The sequence below is a fragment of the Streptomyces cynarae genome (genome assembly GCF_025642135.1).
Taxonomy (GTDB): Bacteria; Actinomycetota; Actinomycetes; order Streptomycetales; family Streptomycetaceae; genus Streptomyces; species Streptomyces cynarae.
In genome coordinates this window covers 4,954,724-4,969,618 of the sequence record NZ_CP106793.1, presented here as the reverse complement: position 1 = coordinate 4,969,618, position 14,895 = coordinate 4,954,724, and the positions used below count along the sequence as shown (strand labels likewise).

12 protein-coding genes are annotated in these 14,895 nt (G+C 70.2%); 7 read left to right on the top strand and 5 right to left on the bottom strand.

All coding sequences use genetic code 11. From position 1 onward, the window contains the following. Nucleotides 1-67 precede the first annotated feature (67 nt). The 5 genes from N8I84_RS22800 (at nucleotide 68) to cseC (ending at nucleotide 4,657) form a co-directional block, all read left to right on the top strand. Nucleotides 68-1,027, top strand: coding sequence for an HhH-GPD family protein (locus N8I84_RS22800; RefSeq protein ID WP_263231246.1), 960 nt, complete (start codon nucleotides 68-70; stop codon nucleotides 1,025-1,027). A 360-nt stretch (nucleotides 1,028-1,387) separates the two neighbouring features. Further along, on the top strand, nucleotides 1,388-1,927 hold the full coding sequence (locus N8I84_RS22795) for a SigE family RNA polymerase sigma factor (protein ID WP_263231245.1): 540 nt from the start codon (nucleotides 1,388-1,390) through the stop codon (nucleotides 1,925-1,927). Further along, nucleotides 1,915-2,571: a hypothetical protein gene (locus N8I84_RS22790; RefSeq protein WP_263231244.1), complete on the top strand. Its 657-nt coding sequence runs from the start codon at nucleotides 1,915-1,917 to the stop codon at nucleotides 2,569-2,571. Before N8I84_RS22795 ends, N8I84_RS22790 begins: the two co-directional genes overlap by 13 nt. A 26-nt stretch (nucleotides 2,572-2,597) precedes the next feature. After that, nucleotides 2,598-3,302 carry a two-component system response regulator CseB gene (cseB, locus tag N8I84_RS22785; protein WP_200422420.1) on the top strand — a complete coding sequence of 235 codons (705 nt, stop codon included), beginning with the start codon at nucleotides 2,598-2,600 and terminating at the stop codon, nucleotides 3,300-3,302. 14 nt (nucleotides 3,303-3,316) lie between these two features. Continuing rightward, entirely contained in the window at nucleotides 3,317-4,657 is a 1,341-nt protein-coding gene (gene cseC / locus N8I84_RS22780; RefSeq protein WP_263231243.1) for a two-component system sensor histidine kinase CseC, read from the top strand. 57 nt (nucleotides 4,658-4,714) lie between these two features. Here cseC and N8I84_RS22775 read toward each other — a convergent pair whose 3' ends face one another. From N8I84_RS22775 to N8I84_RS22765, 3 genes are all read right to left on the bottom strand, one after another. After that, the gene (locus N8I84_RS22775) at nucleotides 4,715-5,158 is read right to left on the bottom strand and encodes a VOC family protein (RefSeq protein ID WP_263231241.1); all 444 of its coding nucleotides are present in this window, start codon (nucleotides 5,156-5,158) and stop codon (nucleotides 4,715-4,717) included. Between the two features lie 58 nt (nucleotides 5,159-5,216). Further along, nucleotides 5,217-5,630 carry a helix-turn-helix transcriptional regulator gene (locus N8I84_RS22770; RefSeq protein WP_263234860.1) on the bottom strand — a complete coding sequence of 138 codons (414 nt, stop codon included), beginning with the start codon at nucleotides 5,628-5,630 and terminating at the stop codon, nucleotides 5,217-5,219. 135 nt (nucleotides 5,631-5,765) lie between these two features. After that, on the bottom strand, nucleotides 5,766-7,361 hold the full coding sequence (locus N8I84_RS22765) for an MDR family MFS transporter (RefSeq protein WP_263231240.1): 1,596 nt from the start codon (nucleotides 7,359-7,361) through the stop codon (nucleotides 5,766-5,768). Nucleotides 7,362-7,532: 171 nt separating this feature from the next. Between N8I84_RS22765 and N8I84_RS22760 the strand changes: the two genes are divergently transcribed. Further along, nucleotides 7,533-8,132, top strand: a complete 600-nt coding sequence (locus tag N8I84_RS22760; protein ID WP_263231239.1) for a TetR/AcrR family transcriptional regulator — start codon at nucleotides 7,533-7,535, stop codon at nucleotides 8,130-8,132. Between the two features lie 18 nt (nucleotides 8,133-8,150). Here the strand turns inward: N8I84_RS22760 and N8I84_RS22755 are convergent, their stop codons facing one another. Further along, on the bottom strand, nucleotides 8,151-8,711 hold the full coding sequence (locus N8I84_RS22755) for a M23 family metallopeptidase (protein ID WP_263231238.1): 561 nt from the start codon (nucleotides 8,709-8,711) through the stop codon (nucleotides 8,151-8,153). 239 nt (nucleotides 8,712-8,950) lie between these two features. Here N8I84_RS22755 and N8I84_RS22750 point away from each other — a divergent pair, with 239 nt between their 5' ends. Continuing rightward, nucleotides 8,951-12,058, top strand: coding sequence for an NACHT domain-containing protein (locus N8I84_RS22750; protein ID WP_263231237.1), 3,108 nt, complete (start codon nucleotides 8,951-8,953; stop codon nucleotides 12,056-12,058). Nucleotides 12,059-12,131: 73 nt separating this feature from the next. On the opposite strand, the gene N8I84_RS22745 is transcribed toward N8I84_RS22750, so the two are convergent. After that, nucleotides 12,132-14,651, bottom strand: a complete 2,520-nt coding sequence (locus tag N8I84_RS22745; protein ID WP_263231236.1) for an ATP-dependent Clp protease ATP-binding subunit — start codon at nucleotides 14,649-14,651, stop codon at nucleotides 12,132-12,134. Between the last annotated feature and the right edge of the window lie 244 nt (nucleotides 14,652-14,895).

The following is a 14,895-nucleotide window of genomic DNA, read 5'->3' as shown; positions in this document are numbered from 1 at the left end:
CCGGACAAAACCACCCCGAGCCGGTTCCCCACCCGACCACCCCCGGCATGGCAGGATCGACTACGCCATGACTGCACCCACCACCCCCGCCCCCGCCACCGCCCCCGTCCAGACCGACGACACCCCCGGCTCCACCGCCACCGGCCAAGCCCCCGGCACGGTCCTGCACGGCCCGGTCATCGCCTGGTTCGAGCAGCACGCCCGTGATCTCCCGTGGCGGCGCCCGGAAGCCGGACCCTGGGGCGTGATGGTCAGTGAGTTCATGCTGCAGCAGACGCCGGTCAACCGCGTCCTGCCCGTCTACGAGCAGTGGCTCACCCGCTGGCCCCGCCCGGCCGACCTGGCCAAGGAACCCCCCGGCGAAGCGGTCCGTGCCTGGGGCCGCCTCGGCTACCCCCGCCGCGCCCTCCGCCTGCACGGCGCCGCGGTCGCCATAACGGAACGGCACGGCGGCGACGTCCCCACAGACCACGCCCAACTGCTCGCCCTGCCCGGCATCGGCGAGTACACGGCCGCCGCCGTCGCGTCGTTCGCGTACGGCCAGCGACACCCGGTGCTCGACACCAATGTGCGCCGGGTCCTGGCCCGCGCGGTCACCGGCGTGCAGTACCCGCCCAACGCCACCACCGCCGCCGAGCGCAGGCTCGCCCGCGAATTGCTGCCGGACGACGAGCGCACCGCCTCGCGCTGGGCCGCCGCCTCCATGGAACTGGGCGCGCTGATCTGCACGGCGAAGAACGAGAACTGCCACCGCTGCCCGATCGCCACGCAGTGCGCCTGGCGACTGGCCGGGAAGCCCGAGCACGACGGTCCGCCGCGCCGAGGCCAGACGTACGCGGGCACGGACCGTCAGGTGCGCGGCCGACTGCTGGCCGTGCTGCGGGAGGCCGTGGGCCCGGTGCCGCAGTCGGTGCTCGACCGCGTGTGGGACGACCCGGTCCAGCGCGCCCGCGCCCTGGACGGCCTGGTCTCCGACGGCCTGGTGGAGCCCCTCCCGGGCCGCCTCTACCGCCTGCCCCTCACCTGACCCGTCCGAGCGCCCCGCTCCCCGATTTCACAGCCAACCCTTGGTCCCGTCACAGCAACACCGCCGCCACATCACAGCCTCCAGCCCCCTACCCACCTGACAAATCACCCCATACCCACCCCAACTCCCGCCTGCCTTTACCCCGTTCCTACGCCTGTTACACAACCGACGGACAGCCGAGTGCTCTCCGCAGCCTGGAACGGACAACGCCGTGACAACTCGTCCGTAACTTCATATGCGTGCCGCCGACAGTGCGGCACCCGGGCTCGGGACGGGCCCGCTCGAGGTTGTGAGGAACCGGCCGGGCTGCGGGGCGCAGCCGGACCACAGGTCGGAAAACGGGGAACGGAGGCGGTTGGAATGGCGCACGGCGAGGTGCTCGAGTTCGAAGACTACGTACGCACCCGGCAGGACGCGCTGCTGCGCAGCGCGCGCCGGCTGGTCCCCGACCCGACCGACGCCCAGGACCTGCTGCAGACCGCGCTGGTGCGCACCTACGGCCGCTGGGACGGCATCGCGGACAAGCGACTGGCCGACGCCTACCTGCGCCGCGTCATGATCAACACGCGGACCGAGTGGTGGCGCTCGCGCAAACTGGAGGAGGTCCCCACCGAGCAGCTCCCGGACGCGTCGGTGGAGGACTCCACGGAGCAGCACGCCGCCCGTGCCCTGCTGATGGACGTCCTGAAGGTGCTGGCTCCCAAGCAGCGCAGCGTCGTCGTGCTGCGACACTGGGAGCAGATGTCCACGGAGGAGACGGCCGCCGCCCTCGGCATGTCGGCCGGTACGGTCAAGAGCACGCTGCACCGGGCGCTCGCCCGGCTCCGGGAGGAGCTGGAAGCCCGCGACCTGGACGCACGCGCGCTGGAGCGTGAGGAGCGGGAGCGTTGCGCCGCCTAGGTACGGGGGTCATACGGCTCAGCGGAGCCCTGAAGGCGGTGACCGCGGCGGTGGCCGCGGTCACCGCCCTCGGGCTTTTCGTCTCCGCCTGCGCCACGGGCGGCGCGGGCGCCCGGGACGAGGGCCCCGCGGGGAGCGACCCGGTCATCGCGGGTGCCGCCACGCCGTCGCCGTCGCCCACCACCAAGGAGCCCACGCGCGCCGAAGTGGTGAAGATCGTCAAGGACGACCCGCAGGTCGCCAAGGTGGTCAAGGAGGACCTGAAGCCCTGCGTGGCCGACGAGTACCCGGTCGACGTGTCCTACGGCGACCTCACCGGCGGCGATGTCGACGACATCGTGGTCAACGTGATGACGTGCGGTGACGCGGTCGGGGTCGGCTCGTACGTGTACCGGATGAAGAACCACAGGTACCAGAATGTGTTCAAGGCCGAGGAGCCGCCGGTCTACGCGGAGATCGACCGCGGCGACCTGGTGGTGACCCAGCAGATGTACGAGAAGGGCGACCCGGTGTCGTACCCCTCCAGCGAGGAAGTGATCACCTACGACTGGAGGACCAGCCACTTCACCGAGATATCCCGCACGCGCAACGAGTACAGCAACGCTGTGGGCAACAGCGGCACCGCCGCCCCCACCAAGAAGTGACACCCGACCCCTACTGAGAGCAGCGGATGGCAGAGCAGACACACGTCCTGTTCGTCGAGGACGACGACGTCATCCGCGAGGCCACCCAGCTCGCGCTGGAGCGCGACGGCTTCGCGGTGACCGCCATGCCCGACGGCCTGTCGGGCTTGGAGGCGTTCCGCGCCCGCCGTCCCGACATCGCCCTGCTGGACGTGATGGTTCCGGGCCTGGACGGGGTCAGCCTGTGCCGGCGCATCCGCGACGAGTCGACCGTGCCGGTGATCATGTTGTCCGCGCGGGCCGACTCGATCGACGTGGTGCTCGGTCTGGAGGCGGGCGCCGACGACTACGTGACCAAGCCCTTCGACGGCGCCGTGCTGGTGGCGCGCATCCGTGCGGTGCTGCGCCGCTTCGGGCACGCGAGCGGCGCCGGCCGGGCGGCCGAGGACACCTCGCCCGGGGACGACGGGGTGCTCACCTTCGGTGACCTGGAGGTCGACACCGAGGGGATGGAGGTCCGGCGGGCCGGGCAGCCGGTGGCCCTGACGCCGACCGAGATGCGCCTGCTGCTCGAGTTCTCGTCGGCGCCCGGCACCGTACTGTCGCGCGACAAGCTGCTGGAGCGCGTGTGGGACTACGGCTGGGGCGGGGACACCCGTGTCGTCGACGTCCATGTGCAGCGGCTGCGCACCAAGATCGGCCAGGACCGGATCGAGACGGTCCGCGGCTTCGGCTACAAGTTGAAGGCGTGAGCGGGGACAGGAGCATGCGGGGGATCATCGGCCGCCTCGTCCCCGAGGACGCGGCCATACGCACCGGTCTGAGATGGAAGCTCAGCGCGGCGATCGCCCTGGTCGGGGCGCTCGTCGCGATCGCGTTGAGCCTGGTCGTGCACAACGCGGCCCAGGTGTCGATGCTGAACAGCGCACGTGACCTCGCCGACGAGCGCATCCAGGTGGCGCAGCGGATGTACGAGTCCGGGCGCACCCAGACCTTCGGGACCAAGATCGACGACCCGGCCATCCCGCGGGACCTCCTGGAGAAGGTCATGCAGGGCAGGCGCGCCACCTTCGCCTCCTGGGACCGCAACGGGGTGCCGGACACCTGGGCCGCCGTACCGCTCAAGGACGGCCGGGTGCTGTCCCTGCACACCCGCACGGACCGCAGCGTCGGGGTGATCAAGGACCTCGACCAGGCCCTGATCATCGGTTCGATCGCGGTGGTCCTCGGGGGCTCCGCGCTCGGTGTGCTGATCGGCGGGCAGCTGTCGGGCCGGCTGCGCAAGGCGGCCGCCGCGGCGAACCGGGTCGCCAAGGGCGAGACGGACGTGCGCGTACGGGACGCGATCGGTGGTGTCGTACGCGACGAGACGGACGATCTGGCGCGGGCGGTGGACGCGATGGCGGACGCGTTGCAACAGCGGCTGGAGGCGGAGCGCCGGGTGACCGCGGACATCGCGCACGAGCTGCGCACGCCGGTGACGGGCCTGCTCACCGCGGCGGAGCTGCTGCCGCCGGGCCGCCCCACCGAACTGGTGTTGGACCGCGCGAAGGCCATGCGGACGCTCGTGGAGGACGTCCTGGAGGTGGCCCGTCTGGACGGCGCGTCCGAGCGGGCCGAGCTGCAGGACATCATGCTGGGTGAGTTCGTGACCCGGCGGGTGGCCGCGAAGGACGCGGACGTCGACGTCAGGGTGATCCACGAGTCGGAGGTCACCACGGACCCGCGCCGTCTGGAGCGGGTGCTGTTCAACCTGCTGGCGAACGCGGCACGACACGGCAAGCCGCCCATCGAGGTGTCCGTCGAGGGCCGGGTGATCCGTGTACGGGACCACGGGCCCGGCTTCCCCGAGGAGCTGCTGGCCGAGGGCCCGAGCCGGTTCCGTACGGGCAGGTCGGACCGCTCGGGCCAGGGCCACGGCCTGGGGCTCACGATCGCGGCGGGGCAGGCGCGGGTGCTGGGCGCCCGGCTGACGTTCCGCAACATCCGGGCGCCCGGGGTGCCGGAGCACGTGCCGGCCGAGGGGGCGGTGGCGGTGCTGTGGCTGCCGGAGCACGCGCCGACGGACACGGGCAGCTTTCCGATGCTGCCCATGTCGGGAAAGTAAGAAGCAGAACCGGGAGGCCGCAGGACCGGGGCCGGCAGAAGGACAGGGAGGAGCCGGCTAGCTCCACTCCTTCTCGAAGTCCAGACCGCCCTCGCGGCGCTGGGTGAAGGAGAACCAGTTGCCGGAGTCGTCGCGGAAGAGCGCCTCGGTGCCGTACGGCCGCTCCTGCGGCTCCTGGAGGAACTCCACGCCGCGGTCCTTGAGCCGCTTGTAGTCGCCGTGGATGTCGTCGGTGGCCAGCACACCGGCACCGAGAGCGCCCTTGGCGACGAGCTTCTTCATCATCTCGGCGGACTCGGGGTCCATCGCCGGCGGCCCGGGCACCATGAGCGTCAGCTCGACGTCGGGCTGGTCCGGGGCGCCTACGGTGAGCCAGCGCATGCCGCCGTCGCCCATGGTCATGTCCGTACGGACCTCGAGGCCGAGCTTCTGCGTGTAGAACTCCTTGGCCCGGTCCTGGTCGAGGACCCAGACGGTGGTGATGGCGAGCCCCTTGATCATGGCGTGCTCCTGGAGGTGGGAGGTGCGGTGTGCGCTGCCACGGTAAGCAGCGGCCCCTTCACCCCGCTTCTCCGGAATTGCTCTGCTCGCTCCTGCGGAACCCGCCCGCCCAGAGCATCGCGTAACACCCGGGTATGAGCGCGGCGCCGCGGCCGACGTGCTTGGCGCGGTACTCGCTGGGCGTGAGCCCGGTCCTGGCCTTGAACCGCGCCGAGAACGTCCCGACGCTGCTGAACCCCACGAGATGGCAGATCTCGGTCACGGACAGATCGGCGGTGCGCAGCAGGTCCTCGGCGCGCTCGATGCGCCGGTGCGTCAGATACTGCCGCGGCGTCTCGCCGTACGCCTCCTTGAAGGCCCGCAGGAAGTGATACCGCGAGTACCCGGCACGGTCGGCGACGGCCTCAAGATCGAGCGCCGGATCGGCCCAGTCCCGGTCCATCAGATCCTTGGCCAGCCGCAGCTGCCGCATCTTGTCCACGCCCCCGATGCTGCCACGCGGCACTGACAGGGCGGCGGGGGCGAGACTCGCCCGCTGTGCCCGTCCGCGTGCCGAAAGGCCCCCGGGCGCACGCACCCGGGGGCCTCGGGCCGGAGCCCGTGCCGGTCAGACGGCCTCTGCAACCGCCGGCGGCACATCCGCGGCGTCCCCAGCCGCGGCCCCGGCCTGCTTGTCGGGTCCCGCTCCCCGCAGCGGGACCTCCTTCACGAACACCGCCGCAGCCAGCGCGAGCACGGCCACCACCGCGCCGAGCAGGAACGCCGAGTGCGTGCCCGCGGACACCGCGTGCTGGTACGCCTCACGCGCCGCCGCCGGCAGCTTCTGAAGGCTCTTCGCGTCCAGCTGCGCCGACTGCTCGGTGATCTTCGACCCCAGCGCACCGGCCCGCTCGGCCATCACGTGCTGCACCCGGTTGTTGAACAGCGCGCCCATGATCGCGACGCCGAAGGAGGAGCCCAGCGTCCGCGCGAGGGTCGTGGTCGACGAGGCGACACCCATGTCCCGCATCTCGACGCTGTTCTGCGCCACCAGCATGGTGACCTGCATCAGGCAGCCCATCCCGGCACCCAGCACGGCCATGTACAAACCCGAGGTGAACCGGCTGGTCCCCGTGTCCATCTGCGACAGCAGGAAGAGGCCCGCGATCATCAGCACGCTGCCGACCACCGGAAAGACCTTGTACCGCCCGCTGTTGGTGGTGACCCGCCCCGCGATCATCGACACCACGAGCATGGCGCCGAGCATCGGCAGGAGCAGCAGCCCCGAGTTGGTCGCGGACGCGCCCTGCACGGACTGCTGGTACAGCGGCAGGAACAGCGTCGCACCGAACATCACGAACCCGGTGATGAAACCGATCGCCGACATCAGCGAGAAGTTCCGGCTGCGGAAGATGTGCAGCGGCACGACCGGCTCGGCGGCCTTCGTCTGCCAGAACAGGAATCCGACGAGCGCGGCGACACCGATCCCGATCAGCTCCATGATCCGCGCGGACGTCCACGCGTACTGGGACCCGCCCCAGGTGGTGACCAGCACGATCGAGGTGATGCCGACGGTCAGCAGCGCGGCGCCGAGGTAGTCGACCCGGGCCTGGGACCGTTTCTTCGGCAGGTGCAGCACGACGCTGATGGCGCCCAGTGCGACCACACCGAGCGGCAGGTTGATGTAGAAGGCCCAGCGCCAGCCCCAGTTGTCGGTGATGGTGCCGCCGACCAGCGGACCGCCGATCATCGCGAGCGCCATGACGCCCGCCATCATGCCCTGGTACTTGCCGCGCTCCCGCGGAGGAATCAGATCACCGATGATGGCCATGACGCCGACCATGAGACCGCCCGCGCCGAGCCCCTGGACGGCCCGGAAGCCGATGAGCTGGCCCATGTTCTGCGCCATGCCGCTGAGCGCGGACCCGGCCAGGAAGATCACGATCGAGGTCATGAACGAGCCCTTGCGCCCGTACATGTCTCCGAGCTTGCCCCACAGCGGCGTGGCGGCGGCGGTGGCGAGGGTGTACGCGGTCACCACCCACGACAGGTGTTCGAGGCCGCCCAGCTCGCCCACGATGGTCGGCATCGCCGTGCCCACGATCATGTTGTCGAGCATCGCGAGCATCATCGTGATCATCAGCGCGAGCAGGACGACCCGTATGCTCCGAGGTTGTTTCTCACTTTTGTCACCGTCAGCGGCCGGTGCCGCGCTGTCCGCCATGTCCCCAGTCTCCCCTTGGTACTGCCTGCCGCCCGGCTACTTACTTGTCGCCCGGCTAGTTCGCTATTCTCGGGGAAGATAGCCCCGTAACTAGCCGTGCGTCAAGTAAGTTTCGTAGGCTCGGCGAGGAGGCCTGCACACGGGCTCTCCGGGAGTGCGAGGAGTACGAGGATGGGCGGCACCACCATGGAAGGCACCAAGCGGCAGCGGCGCGGGGACACCCGTCAGCGCATCCAGGACGTGGCGCTCGACCTCTTCGCCGAGCAGGGCTACGAGAAGACCTCGCTGCGGGAGATCGCCGAGCGCCTGGACGTCACCAAGGCCGCGCTCTACTACCACTTCAAGACCAAGGAAGAGATCCTCGCCAGCATCTTCGAGGACCTGACCCGCCCGATCGACGAGCTGATCGAGTGGGGCAAGGCGCAGCCGCACACCCTCGAGACCAAGCAGGAGGTGCTGCGCCGCTACAGCGAGGCATTGGCCGGCGCGGCCCCGCTCTTCCGCTTCATGCAGGAGAACCAGGCCACGATCCGCGAACTGAGCATCGGCAACCAGTTCAAGGACCGGATGCTGCAGATGCGCGACATCATCCGGGATCCGGACGCCTCCCTGACCGACCAGGTCCGCTGCGTCAGCGCGCTGTTCACGATGCACGCGGGGATGTTCGTCCTCCAGGAGGTCGAGGGCGATCCGGAGGCCAAGCGCAAGGCGGTGCTGGAGGTCGCGATCGACCTGGTCACACAGGCCCACTCGGGTGAGGGGACGGCGTAGGGAGGGCCCGGGCACGCCTCAGACGGCCACGCCCCTGCCCCGCAGGTAGGCGACGGGGTTGACGGCGGATCCGTAGTGCGGGGTCGTACGGACCTCGAAGTGCAGATGCGGGCCGCTGGAGTTGCCCGTGTTGCCGGACAGCCCGATGCGCTGGCCGGTGGCGACGGCCTGGCCGACCCTGACGTCGATCCGCGAGAGGTGGGCGTACTGCGAGTAGGTGCCGCCCGCGTGCCTGATGACGACGGCCTTGCCGTACGCCGCCCCGTCCCCGGCGCCGCCCGCTCCCGCCTTGACGACGGTCCCGGCGTGCGCGGCGACGACGCTCGTCCCGCTCGGCACGGCGAAGTCCTGCCCGCTGTGGGCGGACTTCCACATGCCGCCGGCCTGGTTGAAGCCGGCGGTGAGCGAGTAGCCCCTGACCGGATGGACCCAGGACGCGGCGCTCACCGCGCCACTGCCGGCGGCGGCCGCCACATCGGCCCCCAGCACGGCTGAGGCCCCGGCACCGGCGGCCAGCACGGCCAGCCGGGCACGCATCCGGGACATACGGGAGGAGGAGGGCATGACGCTCTGAGACATGGGAACCTCGGGAAGCAGGTGACTTGACCGTTTCTTGGTACAAGTAGGAACTGTTGATTACCAAACGCGCGATCTACGAGGACATGCCGTACCGGTGGCGATATCGCCCCACCCTGGGTGCCCCACCGGCGGGCGGCCGCTACTAGGCGCCCTCGTACCAGCCACTTCCCCTGTGCGGCATGTCACCCGGCGGGCCCGCTAGGCTGACCCACCGTCACGGACCGAGTACGGGGGAGCAGATGGATCCAGCGGCCCTGGGCGTCAAGGTGGCCTCCAGCGTGGTCACCCCGCTCGTGAAGCGGCTCTTCGTCACGGAGGGGCCCGGCGCCGGGCTCGTCGACAAGCCGGTGCGCGTCTCGCAGTTCGTCTCGTTCCGCGGCGAGAAGCGCGCCCTCGCCGAGAAGGAGCTCACCAAGCTCGCCGCCGAGCTGGTCAGGCGGGCCGTCACGGCGGAGGGCGAGCGCCCGCTGCCCGAGGACGAGACACCCGCCGTCGTCCTCGCCCTGGCCACCACCCTGCATGCCCTCGGCGACCTCGACATGACCGACGTCCAGGCCGTGCGACTGGGTCACCAGACCCTCGCCCTGCACCTGCGGGCCGCGAGCGGCACCCCCGACCGCCACCTCTCCCTCGACGCCACCCTCTTCTACGAGCGCGTCCTGGAGATCGCCTGCCTGCACATCCTGCACTTCTTCACGCAGCGGTCCACCTTTGTCCCCCGCACCCTCGTCGAACAGACCCGGCGGCAGGCCGAGATCATCGCGAAGATCGACGAGCTGATCGCCCGCACCCCGCCCACCGGCGGCACCGACCCGGCCTTCGACCAGCGCTACCTCGCCTATGTCGCCACCAAGCACAGCCACCTGACCATCTACGGAATCGATCTCGTCAACTCCCCGGAACGCTGGCCCCTCGACACGGCCTACCTCAGCCTCCAGGCACTGCGCCCGGACCACGAGACCGACGCCCGTATCGCCACCGCCTCCGCAGCCCTGTCCGCCGACCAGGCCCTCACCGGTCACGACCGGGTCCTGCTGCGCGGGGTCGCCGGCTCCGGCAAGACCACGCTGGTGCAGTGGCTCGCGGTGACGGCGGCCCGCGGTGAGCGCGGCGACCGGATCCCGTTCGTCCTGCCGCTGCGCACCCTCCTGCGCCGCCCCGGCGGACTGCCGGCGCCCGACGCCTTCCTGGACGCCGTCCGCGTCCCCTTCCACGCCACCCAGCCGCCCGGCTGGGCCGACCGGGTCCTCACCGCCCGCCGCGCGCTCCTGCTCGTCGACGGCGTCGACGAGATCCCCGAGCGCGAACGGGAACGCACCCGGCGCTGGCTGCGCGAACTGCTCGACGTCTACCCCGGCAACCAGTGGCTCGTGACCTCGCGCCCCTCCGCCGTACGCGAGGACTGGCTCGCCGCCGACGGCTTCACCGAACTCTCCCTCGCCCCCATGGGCCGCGACGACGTCGCCGCGTTCGTCCGCCGCTGGCACACCGCGGCCCGCGTCGGCGCCCCCGACACCGACCGCCTCGACGACTACGAACACTCGCTCCTGGACGCCGTACGCACCAAGCCGGACCTCGGCCGGCTCGCCACCAACCCGCTGATGTGCGGGCTGATCTGCGCCCTGCACCGGGACCGGCGGGGGTATCTGCCGCACGGCAGGCAGGAGTTGTACGAGGCGGCCCTGTCGATGCTGCTGGCGCGGCGCGACGAGGAGCGGGACATGTTCGTCCGGCAGGACGGCATCCACCTGACCGAGGCCCCGCAGATCCAGCTGCTGCAGCGCCTTGCGTACTGGCTGATCCGCAACAACCAGTCCGAGATGGACCGTGAGCGCGCGGAGCGGATCATCGCCGACGTGCTGCCCTCGCTGCCGGCCGCCGCCTCCCAGGGCGACGCCGGACAGATCCTGCGCCACCTCCTGGTCCGCAGCGGGCTGCTGCGCGAACCCGTCCCCGGTACGGTCGAGTTCGTCCACCGCACCTTCCAGGACTACCTGGGCGCGAAGGCGGCGGTCGAGGACGGGGACTTCGGGCTGCTGGTGCGGGGCGCCGCCGACGAACAGTGGGCGGACGTGATCCGCATGGCGGTGGCGCACGCACGGCCGCGGGAGAGGGCCGAACTGCTGGACGACCTGAGCGCCTCCGCCGACCGGGCCCCGGCAGCGGCCGCGACGCGTATCCGGCTCCTGGCGCTCGCCTCGCTCGAACACGCGACGGAACTCGATCCCCGTGTCCGCACCCGGGTGGAGTCCGAGGCCGCCGCGCTCATCCCGCCCCGTACGACGGCGGAGGCCCGCGCCCTCGCCGAGGCCGGCCCCCTCGTCCTGGAACTGCTTCCGGGCCCGGAGGGGCTGACGGACGCGGAGGCGAGGGCGGTGGCCATCACCGCGTCGCTGATCGGCACCGAGGCGGCCATCCCGGTACTGGCCCGGTTCCGGTCGCATCACGCCCTGTCCGTGCGGGCGCAACTGACGTGGACCTGGCACCGCTTCCACACCGAGCGGTACGCGGAGGAGGTGATCGCGCATCTGCGGCCCAAGGGCCTGTACTTCGCGGCGCACTCGGCGGCCGAGCTGCGCGTTCTACGGGACTTGGGCGGGCCGTCCCTGCTCCAGATCGTCGGCGACATCGGCTCGGACGACATCCGGGCCGCACTCCGCCCGGACCAGGTGCGCAAGCTGGTCGTCCGCGACAACCCCGCATTGCGGGACCTGAGCTGTCTCTCCGATCAGGGGCGGCTGAACGAACTGGATCTCGGAAGCCTGGACCCGGACGTCGACGATCTCTCGCCGCTCGCGGAACTGCCGATCACCCTGCTGTCGCTGCACGGCAACTCCCGTCTGGGGACGCCGGAGGCACTGGCCCGGCTCGGGCCCACCGTGACGGGGCTCGACCTCAGTATCCGGCTGCACGGCGACTCCCTCGACACGGTCCTCCCCCGAGAGCACCCCCTGGAATACCTTCGACTCTCCGAAAAGGCACTGCGGTTCACCGGACTGCGCGGGCTTCGGCACCTGCACACGGTGAAGAGGATGAGTCTGGCCTCCCTTCCGAAAGAGCTTCCCCCGGAGCACTTCGAGGAGATCGCCGCCCTGCCTGCCCTGGAGGATCTGCGGCTCATCTGGAATGCCACCGGCTGGGAAGCGGGCCCCGTTCTGCCCCGGGTCACCCGGCTGCGGCTGAACACGTTCACCGGGACCGAGGACCTCTCGAAACTCCCCACGCTCTTCCCCGGAGTGCAAGACCTCACCCTTCGCCTCGCCCCGGACGTGTCCGGCCTCCCGGATCACGTCCTGGACCTTCTGCCGGTCCGGCCCGTCATCGAACGCACCGACAGCGTGCTGTGACCGCACACGGAAAAGGGGCTGCCCCGGGACCGAAGTCCCGGAGCAGCCCCTTTCCGTCTCACCCCCGCAGGGGTCAGTCCTTGCTCAGGTTCGGACCGCCACCGGCCGCCTGCTCGATCGGCGGAACGTCCGGCAGAGCCGACTTCTCCTCACCACGGAAGGTGAACTTCTGGGCGTCGCCCTCGCCTTCCGTGTCGACGACCACGATGTGGCCCGGACGCAGCTCTCCGAAAAGGATCTTCTCGGACAGCGTGTCCTCGATCTCGCGCTGGATCGTGCGGCGCAGCGGCCGGGCGCCCAGCACGGGGTCGTAGCCCTTCTTCGCCAGCAGCTCCTTGGCGGACTGGGCGAGCTCGATGCCCATGTCCCGGTCCTTGAGCCGCTCGTCGACCTTGCTGATCATCAGGTCGACGATCGCCAGGATGTCGGTCTGAGTCAGCTGCGGGAAGACCACCACGTCGTCGACGCGGTTGAGGAACTCGGGCCGGAAGTGCTGCTTGAGCTCGTCCGAGACCTTGTTCTTCATGCGCTCGTAGTTGGTCTTCGTGTCACCCGCGGCGGCGAAGCCGAGGTTGAAGCCCTTGGAGATGTCCCGGGTGCCGAGGTTGGTCGTCATGATGATGACCGTGTTCTTGAAGTCCACGACCCGGCCCTGGGAGTCGGTCAGGCGACCGTCCTCCAGGATCTGCAGCAGCGAGTTGAAGATGTCCGGGTGGGCCTTCTCGACCTCGTCGAAGAGGACCACCGAGAACGGCTTGCGGCGCACCTTCTCCGTCAGCTGGCCGCCCTCCTCGTAGCCCACGTAACCGGGGGGCGAACCGAAGAGACGCGACACCGTGTGCTTCTCGCTGAACTCCGACATGTCGAGGGAGATCAGCGCGTCCTCGTCACCGAACAGGAACTCCGCCAGCGCCTTGGACAGCTCGGTCTTACCGACACCGGACGGGCCGGCGAAGATGAACGAACCACCCGGACGCTTCGGGTCCTTCAGGCCCGCACGCGTACGGCGGATCGCCTTCGACAGCGCCTTGACGGCGTCCACCTGGCCGATGACCCGCTTGTGGAGCTCGTCCTCCATGCGGAGCAGGCGGCTGGACTCCTCCTCGGTCAGCTTGAAGACCGGGATGCCCGTGGCCGTGGCCAGCACCTCGGCGATCAGCTCGCCGTCGACCTCGGCGACGACGTCCATGTCGCCGGCCTTCCACTCCTTCTCCCGCTTGGCCTTCGCGGCGAGCAGCTGCTTCTCCTTGTCGCGGAGAGAAGCCGCCTTCTCGAAGTCCTGGGAGTCGATCGCGGACTCCTTGTCCCGGCGGACGGCCGCGATCTTCTCGTCGAACTCGCGAAGGTCCGGCGGCGCGGTCATCCGGCGGATGCGCATCCGGGAACCGGCCTCGTCGATCAGGTCGATCGCCTTGTCCGGCAGGAAGCGGTCCGAGATGTAGCGGTCGGCCAGGGTGGCGGCCTGGACCAGGGCCTCGTCCGTGATGGAGACGCGGTGGTGCGCCTCGTAGCGGTCGCGCAGGCCCTTGAGGATCTCGATGGTGTGCGGCAGGGACGGCTCCGCGACCTGGATGGGCTGGAAGCGGCGCTCCAGGGCCGCGTCCTTCTCCAGGTGCTTGCGGTACTCGTCCAGCGTGGTGGCGCCGATGGTCTGCAGCTCACCGCGGGCCAGCATCGGCTTCAGGATGGAGGCCGCGTCGATGGCGCCCTCGGCGGCGCCCGCACCGACCAGCGTGTGCAGCTCGTCGATGAACAGGATGATGTCGCCGCGGGTGCGGATCTCCTTGAGCACCTTCTTCAGGCGCTCCTCGAAGTCACCGCGGTAGCGGGAGCCGGCGACCAGCGCGCCCAGGTCGAGGGTGTAGAGGTGCTTGTCCTTGAGGGTCTCGGGCACCTCGCCCTTGACGATGGCCTGCGCCAGGCCCTCGACGACCGCCGTCTTGCCGACGCCGGGCTCGCCGATGAGCACCGGGTTGTTCTTGGTACGGCGGGACAGCACCTGCATGACCCGCTCGATCTCCTTCTCGCGCCCGATGACCGGGTCGAGCTTGGACTCACGAGCGGCCTGGGTGAGGTTCCGGCCGAACTGGTCCAGGACGAGAGAGGTCGAGGGCGTGCCCTCGGCCGGGCCGCCCGCGGCGGCGGTCTCCTTGCCCTGGTAGCCCGACAGCAGCTGGATGACCTGCTGGCGGACACGGTTGAGGTCTGCTCCGAGCTTGACCAGGACCTGGGCGGCGACGCCCTCGCCCTCGCGGATCAGGCCGAGCAGGATGTGCTCCGTGCCGATGTAGTTGTGGCCCAGCTGAAGGGCCTCTCGGAGCGACAGCTCCAGGACCTTCTTGGCACGGGGGGTGAAGGGGATGTGCCCGGACGGGGCCTGCTGGCCCTGGCCGATGATCTCCTCCACCTGCTGGCGGACCGCCTCGAGCGAAATCCCGAGGCTCTCCAGGGCCTTAGCGGCGACACCCTCACCCTCGTGGATCAGGCCCAGGAGGATGTGCTCGGTGCCGATGTAGTTGTGGTTGAGCATCCGGGCTTCTTCCTGAGCCAGGACGACAACCCGCCGCGCGCGGTCGGTGAACCTCTCGAACATCGTTAATCGCTCCTCAGAGCGGTCAGGCAGTGGGGGGGAACTTCCCCTCCCTGTCCTTCCGCAGCTTAGTCCCGCAAGCGGGGACCGCTCATTCCAACTGCCGACACCGTCGATGGCCTCCTGACCCCGAACGCCGACATCTGCTCCAACCCGATGGTGCGAGACGATGTTCCCGCAGGCCAGGCAGATACCCCACTCGCCAGTACGCCGATGGCGAACGTGAGACGACCTCTCCCGCGCAACG